Annotated in this window: 10 protein-coding genes; all 10 read left to right on the plus strand. The window is 37.1% G+C overall.

Annotation, left to right across the window (positions count from 1 at the left end):
• Positions 1-134: 134 nt before the first annotated feature.
• Positions 135-665 (plus strand): thiol peroxidase, encoded by a 531-nt coding sequence (gene tpx, locus AC3WLU_RS07990; RefSeq protein WP_283930081.1) that lies wholly within the window; start codon positions 135-137, stop codon positions 663-665.
• 558 nt (positions 666-1,223) lie between these two features.
• Positions 1,224-1,889 carry a GntR family transcriptional regulator gene (locus AC3WLU_RS07995; RefSeq protein ID WP_230134720.1) on the plus strand — a complete coding sequence of 222 codons (666 nt, stop codon included), beginning with the start codon at positions 1,224-1,226 and terminating at the stop codon, positions 1,887-1,889.
• 341 nt (positions 1,890-2,230) lie between these two features.
• On the plus strand, positions 2,231-3,628 hold the full coding sequence (locus AC3WLU_RS08000) for an NCS1 family transporter (protein ID WP_492597084.1): 1,398 nt from the start codon (positions 2,231-2,233) through the stop codon (positions 3,626-3,628).
• Positions 3,629-3,762: 134 nt separating this feature from the next.
• A complete protein-coding gene (gene allB, locus AC3WLU_RS08005) occupies positions 3,763-5,145 on the plus strand; it encodes an allantoinase AllB (protein ID WP_492597085.1) in 1,383 nt (460 codons plus the stop codon).
• A 167-nt stretch (positions 5,146-5,312) separates the two neighbouring features.
• Complete coding sequence (locus AC3WLU_RS08010) at positions 5,313-6,068, plus strand: IclR family transcriptional regulator (protein ID WP_034314964.1); 756 nt, start codon at positions 5,313-5,315, stop codon at positions 6,066-6,068.
• A 783-nt stretch (positions 6,069-6,851) separates the two neighbouring features.
• Positions 6,852-7,676: a transketolase gene (locus AC3WLU_RS08015; RefSeq protein WP_098866690.1), complete on the plus strand. Its 825-nt coding sequence runs from the start codon at positions 6,852-6,854 to the stop codon at positions 7,674-7,676.
• Position 7,677: 1 nt separating this feature from the next.
• Positions 7,678-8,625, plus strand: a complete 948-nt coding sequence (locus tag AC3WLU_RS08020; protein ID WP_440439843.1) for a transketolase family protein — start codon at positions 7,678-7,680, stop codon at positions 8,623-8,625.
• Between the two features lie 33 nt (positions 8,626-8,658).
• Entirely contained in the window at positions 8,659-10,113 is a 1,455-nt protein-coding gene (locus tag AC3WLU_RS08025; RefSeq protein ID WP_492597086.1) for a four-carbon acid sugar kinase family protein, read from the plus strand.
• Positions 10,114-11,871: a thiamine pyrophosphate-binding protein gene (locus AC3WLU_RS08030; protein WP_191929022.1), complete on the plus strand. Its 1,758-nt coding sequence runs from the start codon at positions 10,114-10,116 to the stop codon at positions 11,869-11,871. It abuts the gene before it with no gap.
• Positions 11,872-12,014: 143 nt separating this feature from the next.
• Positions 12,015-12,953 (plus strand): sugar phosphate isomerase/epimerase family protein, encoded by a 939-nt coding sequence (locus AC3WLU_RS08035; protein WP_413002229.1) that lies wholly within the window; start codon positions 12,015-12,017, stop codon positions 12,951-12,953.
• Positions 12,954-13,039: the final 86 nt, after the last annotated feature.

Below are 13,039 nucleotides of genomic sequence, written 5' to 3' on the forward strand. Positions count from 1 at the left end.
CGAACCTTTGAACAGTACCCCATATATTAGATACATGCATAAACCCTTTAACCACATAATTTATGGCTATACTACTTATCGTTGAAGATAACTTTTTTTAGAAGAATTGCTAAGGTAATAGGAGGAAAAATAATATGTCTATAGAAAGATCAAGTATAGTAACATTTGCTGGAAATCCAGTTACGTTGATTGGGAGTGAAATTCGTGTTGGGGATAAAGCGCCAAATTTTGAAGTGTTAGCAAACGATCTCTCAAAAGTTACACTTGAAGATTCAAAAGGGAAAGTCCGCCTTATCTCATGTGTTCCCTCTCTTGATACAGGAGTATGCGACGCACAAACGCGGCAATTTAACCAATCAGCTAGCAATCTAGGAAATGATGTAGAAGTGTTAACAATTAGTGTAGATCTTCCATTTGCACAAAAAAGATGGTGTGGAGCAGCAGGAATAGAAGAAGTCCAAACCCTTTCAGATCATTTTAAGATGTCATTTGGAACAGCTTATGGCACATATATAAAGGAACATCGTTTAGAATGCCGTGCAGTATTCGTTGTGGATGAAAATGATATCGTACAGTATGTTGAATACGTTCCGGAAATTACGGAACATCCGAACTATGAAGCAGCTATAAAAGCAATTAAATCATTTATAAAAGTTAAAAAGTGATATAAGTAAGGAATATACACCATGTTTAAAGATTCTAAGAAGTAAAATGTTACTGCATTAAAATCTTTTTTCTCAGTAGATAGGCTGCCTTTCAAAAGGTCAGCCTCTTCTCCTATATGGTTATTAATAATGGGGTGGTGAGGTGCAAAAGTTGTTATTACCTTAAAGGAATAGTCTTAAGTAGAAAAATTGCATCCTGCTATAATAGTATTTATTTTATGTAAATAAGGAGATAAAGATATTCTGAATTTTGAATTTTTTGTTGAAAAACTAAATTAGTGGTGATAGTATAAAAAATGTGAAATATAGAATAAAATGTTATATTTTACTCACTTATTGAAACGATGTTGCTTATTGAGGGACAGGAAGGGCGGCTAGATCTTTTGAGATTTGGCAATGTTCTTTGAAAACAGACAGATTGAAGCAACTTAAACAACTTAATTTAAATGATCAATCATATAAAATTTAGTACAATAATCCAGTTCAAATTTTTTTACCCAGTATTGTATACAATACTGCATTCAATTTTGAATTCTTCATTGAGGGGAGGTATAAAGTGTGAATAGTTTAGAAATGGATATCTATAAAAAAATCAAGCAAGCTATTATCCAGCAAAAGCTTCGGCCAAATATGCAACTCATAGAAAAGGATCTTGCTGAATCGTTTGGCGTAAGCCGTACCCCTGTTCGAAATGTTCTGCGCAGATTGGAATATGAAAAATTAGTGAAAATTAAAGAGCATAAAGGTACCTTTGTCTCCTGTTCAACAATTGAAGAAGCAAAAGAAGTATTTGAAATGAGGAGAATCTTAGAAGGGGAAGCAGTGCGAAGAGCATGCAGACTCTATAATGAGGAACAATTAAAAGAACTAGAGACTCTGGTAGAAGAAGAACGACATATTTATGGTAGTCTGGATTTTTATGAATCTTTAAAAGTCTCTGGGGATTTTCATTTGAAAATAGCTGAAATCGCAGGGAATTCGTATTTTTATCAATATCTGGAAGATTTAATTTCCCTAACTTATGTGATTATAGCAATCTATGGAAGAGGTAAAATGGAAACATGTGGTTCTCACGATCATTTGCAAATTTTTAATGCCATTAAGCAAAGGGACGGTGATCTTGCAGAACGCTTATCTCTCATTCATCTTAGTGAAATTGAGTCGAATCTTCATTTTAATGAGGAATTACAGATTTCTTCTTCCTTGTCAGATATATTTCTTTAATTGTAATTTGATATACAGTTAATGAAAGCGCTTACCATTAGGGTTTTTAAGGAGGTGATACAGCCCTTCGAAAGCATTTTCAGATTTAAAGTGTTGTCATGTGGTTTTTTTTTGTAAATTTAAAGAAACGACGTTGCTTAATACGCGACAATACATCGAGTGATGGAAAATAGTACTTTTAACAAAACAAATTCGCATTTTAATTCCTGTGAATGATGAACGGAAAAGACCACTTAGAAGGAAGTTTGTAACATATCATAGCCTTGGCAAACATCTAAGACCTAACTTGTTAACCAATGCATTAAAATGCGGCAAACAATAAAAAAGGGGTTGGATGTATCATGTCTACAAATTTAGAAAGTTACGTTCCACAAGAAAAGCAGATCCAACATGATACGGGTGTGGATGAATCACTTAATCCGAAAACCGAGGAAGGTAGGACGGTAAGTCCGGTAGACTATATTTTCATGTGGGTTGGTGACGGTGTTAATCTAGGTAATATGACGCTTGGAGCCAGTATGATTGTAGCGGGAATCGCTACGTTAAACATCTTTCAGACATTTGCCGCAGCTATCATGGCAATTGGTATCATTTCAACTGTTTTTGCTTTAAATGATAGGCTCGGATACAGAACGGGTATCCCATATGTTGTACAGCTTAGAATGTCCTTTGGCCTGAAAGGTTCCGTAATATCATCACTGATGCGCGGTATTCCCGCCATCGTTTGGTACGGTTTTCAAAGTTGGATTGGCGGTACTGCCTTAAATGAAATTGCGAAGATTATGACGGGTGGAGCCTTTGATAATGTTGCCATTTGCTTTGTCGTGCTGCAGTTAGTGCAAATTGGACTTTCGCTGTATGGATTCCATGCCATTAAATGGGTGGAAACGCTTGCGTCTATTGTTATTGTACTTGCGCTTCTCTATGTATTTGGCGTTCTACTAACCTCCTATAGCGATGTTATTGTAGAAAAATGGGTTCATGCAGAAGGATCATGGGGCTTACCTTTCTTTGCATTGATCATGATGTTTATGGGGAATTATGCGGCTATCTTTTTAAGTGCAGCGGACTATTCAAGAGAGCTAAAAACCGGTATTAGCGACAAAAAGCGCGGGTTTTTGTACTTTCTTCCTATTTTAACAGCATACGGCTTGACACTTACAATCGGTGGAATGCTTGCTTCCGCAACCGGCATCAACAATCCTGTAAAAGCATTTGCGGTCGTGGTGGATAACTCGTATATTACCCTCTTTGTATCCGCATTTATTGTTTTGGGTGCGGTGGCAGTAAACATGGTTGCCAATATCATTCCGCCAACCTATGTTATTACATTGCTTACAAAAATGAAATATAAACCTGCAGTTACCATAACCGGACTGCTTGCATTTTGTTCATTCCCTTGGGTTCTTGTGCAGGATTCTTCGGCAAAGGGTCTTGGAATCTTCATTCTTATATATTCGGCATTTTTAGGACCGATTGTTTCTATATTATTAGTCGAATATTATATATTAAGAAAGCAGAAGGTGAATGTTGCAGATTTGTATAAGGAAGACGGTCCATTTGCCGGGTATAATCCAGCAGCGGTGCTTGCATTGCTAATCGGCGCCGGTGCAGCCTGTTTGAAAGTGGAGCTGGCATGGATTATCGGCGTTGTTGTGGGAGGCAGTGCATATTTGCTTTTGATGAAATTTGCATTTAAAGATTCAAAATTCAAAAAGGGTACAATTTTTGAAAAGTAGACTTGTATTTCTATGTTTCCGGGGGCTATTCTCTCTGTCTATTTATAATGGATTGATGCAATCTGAGGAGGAAATGAACAAGGCAATTGAACAATGTTAATATACTGAAAATTGCAAAAAAAGGGGTTAGGAGAATGAAGTTTGATTTAGTTATAAAGAACGGAAATGTAGTAATTGAAAATACAGTGGAACAACTAGATATCGGTATACTTCATGGTAAGATTGCAGAAATTTCAAAAGAAATAACCGGAGAATCTGCTGAAATCATAGATGCTGCTCATCAATATGTCATGCCTGGGATGATAGATGCCCATGTCCATATTTGCGAGCCAGGCAGAACGGAGTGGGAAGGGTTTGTAACAGGAACTCAAGCACTGGCTGCAGGAGGAACAACATCATTTGTAGATATGCCATTAAACGCTTTGCCGGCAACGACTACAAAGAGTTCACTGCATTTAAAATTAAGATCTGCTGAAAATAAGGCGTATGTTGATTATGCTTTGTATGGTGGATTAGTTCCTGATAATCTCCAAGATTTAGAGGACCTTTCTAACGAAGGCGTTGTGGCTTTCAAATGTTTTATGGCAACATGTGGCAGTGAGGAAATTGGAGATTTTAAAAATGTTGATGATTTTACTCTATATCAAGGTATGAAAAAACTATCGGAATTGGGGCATATTTTATCTATACATGCTGAGAATGCAGAGCTTACCGATAAACTGGCAATTGAAAAGAAAAAACAAGGGAAGACAACAGCAAGGGATTATGTAGAGTCCCGCCCCATTTTTACTGAGGTTGATGCTGTAAAACGTGCTTTGTTATTGGGTAAAGAGACTGGATGCAAATTGCATTTTGTTCATATTAGCAGTGAAGAGGCTGTGGAAGAAATCCTTAAAGCACGTAAACTAGGCCAAGAGGTTACGATAGAATCGTGTCCTCACTATTTCACGTTGGATATGGAAACCTTTGAAAGGATAGGACCTGTTGCGAAATGCGCCCCGCCGCTTCGTACTAAAACAGAACAAGATAAATTATGGGAAGCTCTTAAGGAAGGGAAAATTGATATCCTGGCCTCAGACCATTCCCCATGTCCTCCAGAAATGAAGCAGAGCAACACGAATAATATGTTTGATGTGTGGGGAGGGATTAGTGGCTGCCAAAATAATGTTGATTTAATGTTTGACGAGGCTGTTAAGAAACGTGGTGTTTCTGTATGTGATTTTTCAAAGATGATTGCGACTAAACCTGCAGAAATATTTAACTTAAGAAATAAAGGAAGCATTAAAGTTTCCTATGACGCTGATATCATTCTTCTTGATCCAAATAAATCATACACCATTCAGCCAGAAGATTTGTATTACCGTCATCAACAAAGCCCTTATGTTGGAAGAAAGATTAACTGTCGAGTGACGAAAACGTTTGTAAGAGGACAACTAGTATTTGATTTTGAGAAAGGGATTGTAAGTCATCCAATTGGGAAGTTCATTTCGGCAAAAAATAGTTTCGTACAAGCATAAAGTTATGTAAAGAAGGTTGACCCAAAAGGGCACTTTAGTTGCCCTTAATGGCGTCATACCTTCTTTTTTGGTTTATTTTTTGACTGGTATTATGTCTGGGTATTGCTCTTGTGGTAAGATAAAGAAACAGGATCAGTAATATAGGATTTAATCGGAGGTTAATATAAATGGTTAAGTCAGTAGATAGGGCATTAACAATTATTTCATTAGTGAGCAAGCGTAAAGAAGGGATTGGGGTTACTGAGCTGGCCTCCAACCTAGATTTAAATAAAAGCTCTATATTCAGACTATTAAGTACTCTTGTAGATCATGGATTCATCGAACAAAATCCTGAAACTAAAAAATATAGATTAGGCTATAAATATTTAGAATTAAGTTCGATGCTGCTTGAATCTATTGACTTGAGAACTCAAGCTAAACCATTTCTGGAAGAGTTAGAATCACATATTAATGAAGTGATCCACTTGACCGTATATGATCAAGGAGAGGTAGTCTATATTGAAAAACTTGAGGGAAGTGAAACCCTTAGAACACATTCACAAGTAGGGAGACGTGCCCCAATGCATTGTACGGCAGTTGGGAAGGTAATCTTGGCCCATCTGCCATTAAATGAGATCGTAGATATAATTGACAAGCATGGTTTACCAAAACATACTGAACAAACGATTACCGATAAAGAATCCTTTTTTAAAGAATTGGGAAAAATAAGGAATGAAGGTATTGGTAGGGAAATTGAAGAAAATGAACAAGGAATCACCTGTATTGCAGCGCCAATTTTTGATAATCGTAAGAAAATTACAGCTGCTGTTAGTATATCAGGACCAAGCATCAGAATGACTGAAGAAAGATTAACTGAAATTAAACCAATTATAATGGATATTGGTAAAAAGATTTCCAAGAGGCTTGGTTACACGGATAATTAAATAATGTGAAAAAGAATTGGTATAATGCCAATTCTTTTTTTGTGAACAAAAGGGGTTCGGGATTTTTCCTTCCTTATCAAATTTATCAGGTGGAAAAGGCTTCTTTCCATGGTTTGTCCAATCCTTGATTTAATTCATTTGAAGGCATCCTACCTCTTAATACAAACCTTTCACCAAGTCATAAATGAAAGTGAAATCAATGGCAGCCTCCATTTTACGACTAATGGTTCGGTGGCACCAGTTGATCTAAATAATCATTTCAAGTTGATCTCGCTGAATGGAATCATGTTTCGAAAGCATCCTCATCACCTCAAGTATTAAGTACTTCTATTTTAAAACAAATATGACTCTAGGCAAAAGTGTTCTATCTAAAAGGTAAGACAAAGTTGATTGGAGCGGGTGTTCGAGACTCCTGCTTAGAAAAGCGCGTCTAGGGGGAGACCCCGCAGGCGAAAGCCGAGGGCCGACCGCCCGCGGAAAGCGAGTGCCCGGAGAGGAGAACGTTCAAATTGTCTACAGTCTGAAAGAATGTATAAGACCAATTCTTTTTTTGTGGAAGTTTATTGAATCAAGTTTATCTTTGAATAGGAACTTTGGTGTTTTGTCCTACGAAAATTTTTATAAAAAATTTAATGGTAAAATACTTGAAATATTCAAAAAACGGTGATAATATCAAAATAAGAAACAAGGTTAGTTAATAAGCAACAAATTACTTATTTTTATTTTTTTAATCATTTAATGAAACGACGTTGCTTATTGTGCGACTAAAAGGAGGAGTAAATAGTGGATTTTTCTAAAGAGAAAGGCGAATTTTATAATAATCTAACGAAAACGATTCGCCGGCACATAGTTAAAATGACGAACCATGCTGGAAGTGGTCATCCTGGTGGTTCTTTATCGGCAACTGAATTAATGTCCGTCCTATTTTTTGAACACATGAATGTTGATCCTGACAACCCAGATTGGCAAGACCGAGATTGTTTCTTCTTATCTAAGGGGCATTGTACACCTGTATTTTATTCAGTATTAGCTGAAAAAGGTTTCTTCCCGGTTGAAGAATTAATGACATTCAGGGATGTTGACGGTAGGTTACATGGACATCCATGTGGAGAGCATATTCCAGGTGTAGACATATCTTCAGGATCACTTGGTCAAGGATTGTCAGTAGCTAATGGTGTTGGATTAATTGCAAAACTGGATGGCAGCAATAGAAGATCCTATTGCATGATAGGTGATGGAGAATTACAAGAAGGTCAAGTTTGGGAAGCGGCAATGACAACTGCACATTACAATCTTGATAACGTTTGTGCGATTATCGACTGGAACAAAATTCAACTTGATGATTTTGTTGAAAATGTAAAAGGTGTAAAAAATCTTGGTGATAAATTTAGAGCTTTCGGTTGGCACGTTGTTGAAATAGATGGTCATGATATTCATGCAGTTAATGAAGCGTATAAAGAAGCTAAACGCACTAAAGGCAGACCTACTGCAATTCTAGCTCATACGGTTAAAGGCAAGGGAGTTTCATTTATGGAAGATACCCATGAATGGCATGGAATGGCTCCGAATGATGAGCAATTAGAAATCGCTTTAAAGGAGTTGGCTTAAGATGGCAAATCAAGAAGCACCACGTAAAGGTTTTGCTGATGCACTAATTAGACTTGGAGAAAAACATGACAATTTAGTGGTACTTGACGCGGACTGCGCAAAATCGAATATGACAAATCTATATAAAAATAGATTTCCAGAACGCTTTTTCAACATCGGTATTTCTGAATGTGATTTAGTAGGTACCGCAGCCGGTATGGCAGTGGCGGGTAAAGTACCATTTGCCAATGCTTATGCAAACTTCCTTACTGGGCGCGCATTTGATCAAATGAGAATTTCGGTATGTTATTCAAATAACAATGTGAAAATTGTCGGTCATAACGCTGGTACATCAGCTGCTCAAGAAGGTGCAACACATTTACCGCTTGAAGATATTTCTTTAATGCGCTCACTTCCACGTATGACGGTAATTGTTCCAGCTGATGCGGTTGAAATGGAAAAAGCAGTAGAAGCTGCTTATTACCATGAAGGACCAATTTATCTCCGTGTTGGCAAATTACCAGTACCGATCGTTACCAAAAAAGAAGAACCATTCAAAATAGGCAAAGCAATTAAATATCGTGAAGGATCAGATATAACAATCATCAGTACTGGGATAATGCTTGATGAATCACTAAAAGCAGCAGGTGAATTGGAAAAGCAAGGTGTAAGCGCCGAACTTTTACACATCCATACAATTAAACCTATTGATAAAGAAGCCATTATTGTATCTGCTGCGAAAACAAAACATGTCATCACAGTTGAAGAGCATTCAATTATAGGTGGATTAGGTAGTGCTGTTGCTGAAGTATTATCGGAAAACCAACCAGCTAAATTAAGAAGAATCGGTACAAATGACCGTTTTGGGGTTTCTGGAAAAATGGATGAATTACTTGATTTATTTGAATTAAGAGCACACCGTATTATTTCTACTGCAAATGAATTATTAGGGCATAGAGTAACTAGCTAATCACATTTTTAGATAATGAAAGGGGGAGGGTTTTTGTCAAACGCAACCCAATATCTAAGTTTAAAGGATACTTTAGACCTCTTCTCTAAATCGGATGACAGCCTTCGTGCTGAAATCAAAGCTCATTTAAATCAAACAAAACATAAGTTTATCGTTTTAGATGATGATCCAACCGGTGTCCAAACGGTACATGATATTTTTGTCATCACGGACTGGGGAAAAGACTGGATTAAAAAAGGATTATCTGATGAGAGAAGTGTACTTTATATTTTAACAAACACAAGAAGTTATAATGCAGAAAAGACGGAAAACATCAATAGGGAGATTGTCCAAAACATTGTTGACGTTACTAAGGAAATGGGAATCAATTATTCAATTATCAGTAGAAGTGACTCAACATTAAGAGGGCATTATCCACTTGAAATTAATGTGCTCCAAGATGAATTATTAAAAACTGCTGATGTACAAATTTCAGGTCATTTAATCATTCCGGCTTTTTTTGAAGCACACCGTTACACCATAGATAATATTCATTATTTAGGTGTGGACGGCCAGCTTGTCCCAGTAAATGAAACAGAATTTGCGAATGATTCCGTATTCGGTTTCAAAACCGCTAATTTGCCAAAATGGATTGAAGAAAAGACAGATGGAAGCGTAGCTTCAGAATCAGCATTGATCATTTCACTGGAAGATATTCACAATGGTGGCATTGATAGAGTTTATGAGATATTACTATCTGCTAACAATAATGCTCCTATTATAGTAAATGCTAAATCTTATTATGAATTGGACATCGTATCATTAGCTGTCCTTAAAGCAATTGATTCTGGCAAGCAATTCTTGTTTAGAACTGCAGCATCTATTGTAAAATCGATTGCGGGAATTCAGGATCGTCCATATTTATCAGCTAATGAGATTGTTTCAAATGATGAAAGCCAAAACAATGGTGGCTTTATTATAGTAGGTTCTCACACGAATAAAACTACGGAACAAATTAAGGAACTAATGAGTAAATACCCGATTGAACAAATCGAAATGAGTGTTGTGAAAGTTCTAAATAAAGAAACAAGAATTGAAGAGCTAACACGAGTATGTCAATTAGTAGATCAAAATATTTCTTCTAATCGCGATACGCTTGTATATACGAGTAGAGATTTAATTAGTGCGGAAGATAAGGAAGAAAACTTAAAGATTAGTCAAACTGTTTCAAGTTCTTTAGTTAAAGTTATTCGCTCACTAAAAGTAAAGCCGAAATTCATCATCGCAAAAGGTGGTATAACTTCGAGTGATGTGGCAACTGACGGCTTAGATATTAAATATGCAAAAATTTTAGGGCAAGCGATCGCCGGTGTTCCAGTATGGTTAACCGGAAGTGAAGCTAAGTTCAAAGATACACCTTATATCGTATTTCCGGGCAACGTTGGGGATAAAGATTCAATTGCTCAAATCTTTGAAAATATAAAAAAGGATCAAAAGGGAGAGATATAAATGGCTAAACAAAAAATGACAGCTGCTGAGTTAATTGCCTTGTATTTAGAAAAAAGAGGGGTGAAACATGTTTATGGTGTACCGGGAGCTGCGATTTTACCATTCTATGATGCAGTAAAAGAATTAACTAAAATTGAATCATATATTGTTCGTCACGAACAAACGGGTGCTTTCATGGCTGATGGATATTCAAGAGCAACTGGTGAAGTAGGCGTATGTGCTGCCACATCAGGTCCTGGCGGAACTAACTTCTTAACTGGCCTTTACGGTGCATGGATGGATTCCATTCCAATGATAGCCATTACCGGTCAACAAAAAAATAGTTTAATTGGAACCATGCAATTCCAAGAAGCGCCTATCGTTGAAATGGCAAAGCCTGTAACGAAAGCTGCATACCGTTTAACTGACGGTTCGAAAGCTGCTGAATTTATCCATGAAGCATGGGTAACAGCTACTACTGGCAGAAAGGGTCCAGTTCTTCTTGATTTACCAGTTGATCAACAAAAAGTTGAAATAGAAGTCGACTTAGATGCGCTTATCGGTTCTACTCCAGTCGATAACTTACCACAAGCTTCTGACGCTGATATAGAGAAAACATTGGAATTATTAAAAGATGCTAAAAGACCGGTCTTACTATCTGGTGGAGGGGTCAACATTGCGAACGCTACCATTGAATTGAAAGCGTTAGCTGAAGAACTGCAAATCCCTGTAGTAACTTCTGGCATGGGGATGGATACCTTCCCTAACGATCACCCTTTATTCGCTGGACGTATGGGAACGATGCTTGATACTCCATTCGGTAACAAAACAATTGTTGAAGCTGACTTAGTAATCAACCTTGCCGGACGTTTCGCTGATCGTTCAACTGGTAATGTTTCTGTATTCACACAAAACGGTAAGAAAATCATCCACGTAAATCTTGATAATAAGGAAATTGGTAAAGTTGTACCAACGATTTTAGGTATCGTTTCTGATGTTAAAACATTCATGGTTAAACTTGCAGAAGCCCATAAAGCACTTGGTGCTCAAGTAGCTGCAACTGCCGAAGTAGGTACTAGAGTCAACTTAACTGAAGAGCGTAAGAAATGGGCACGAAAAACGGATTACACAACACTTCCAATCAGACAAGAGCGTGCATTGCGAGAACTTCGTGAATTCTTAGATCGAGATGCCTTCGTATCACATGACTGCGGTATCAGCCAAATCTGGTCTTCTCAATTATTTGAAACGTATGTACCAAGAACTTACTTATTAACTGGTGGTGCAGGGACAATGGGTTGGGGCCTTGGTGCAGCAATGGCAGCGAAACTTGCATTTCCTGAAAGACAAAGTGTAAACATCCTTGGTGATGGAAGCTTGGGGATGTCATTACAAGATATTGCTACAGCTGCAAAGCATGATATTCCGGTCATTATTTTCTGTATGAATAACTCATTAATGGGATTAATTCGTCAACAACAAAACTGGTTCTATAATGGACGTCAAATTTCTACGGACTTAATTTACAAAAATGAATTATGTGATAATGAAGAGCGCGGAATCGACTTTGTTAAAACGGCTGAAGGTATGGGTGTTCGTGGTGAGCTTGTTACACATTATGATGATATCAAACCAGCTCTGCAACGTGCAGTTGACTCAGGTAAACCATATTTAATCGAAGTTATAGTTGATCCAGATCCTAAGAACGCATGCGAATTCTCTAATAACGGTGCACTTAACGGCTTCAAATACTCAGAAAAGATTGATTATTCTAAATAATCATCACTCTTGATGGAAGTGTTCTTTGAAGCAATGGGATATAACCTATTGCTTCAAAAAACATATTAGTAATGAAAAGCAGTCTTGACTGTACTTAAATAATGGGTTCATTAAAGGAGGGAAGCCGAAAAATCGGCGAAACAATGTCAGCAAATCTTCATAATTCTATGAAAGTCGGAATTGTTCACTTCATGGCTTATCCGGAAACAATGGGTGGAGATGGCCCAGCTGTTGAAACAATTAAGAAAATTGTACAAGATGATTTTTTCTCTGGAATTGAAATTACATCTATTAACAATCCTGAAGAACGTAAAGAGGCTGCTCAAATTTTACAATCCGGTGGAATGAATGTAGGATTTGGTGCACAACCGATTCTATTAAGAAACAAAGGAAACCTTAATTCTTTTGATGAAGCTGAGCGTAGAAGGGCTATCGATTTAGTAAAAGGCGGAATTGACCAGGCTTACGAAGTAAATGCTGCTAAACTTGGTTTCTTAAGTGGGGCTAAACCAGATATTCAACAAGATGTTGCCTTACAATTACTAACGAATTCTATCAAAGAATTATGCGATTATGCAAAATCTAAAGGTGATTTAGTACTCTCACTTGAAACATTTGATGATGAGACTGATAAGAAATGTTTAATCGGTTCGAATAAACTTGCTGTTGAAGTTGCAAAAGAAGTTCGTAAAGTAGATCCCACTTTCGGTTTAATGCTTGATTTAAGTCATTTACCAATGCAGCGTGAAACGTCTCATGATGCATTAACGTTAGCTCGTGATTATATTAATCATGCCCATATCGGAAATTGCTATATTAAAGATACTTCTGATCCTGCTTACGGCGATCAGCATCCGCGTTTCGGATATCCAGGAAGTGAAGTTGATGTTCCTGAATTAGCGGAGTATTTACGATCTCTATTAGAAATTGGTTACATCGGTGAAGGTATAAAGAATATAGTCGCTTTTGAAGTAAAACCTGTCGGTACAGAATCATCTGATATTGTAATTGCACAGTCAAAACGTACTCTCGTTGATGCATGGTCATTATTACATTCAAAAAAAGGGCGTTTAGTTAGTTAGCCTATATATATGTACGATATGTATTAAACGGTGACAAGTGCCTTTGCTTGTCACCGTTTAATCTAACTTTAATTAGCTTATCATGC

The organism is Peribacillus sp. FW305-BF15 (assembly GCF_058783805.1).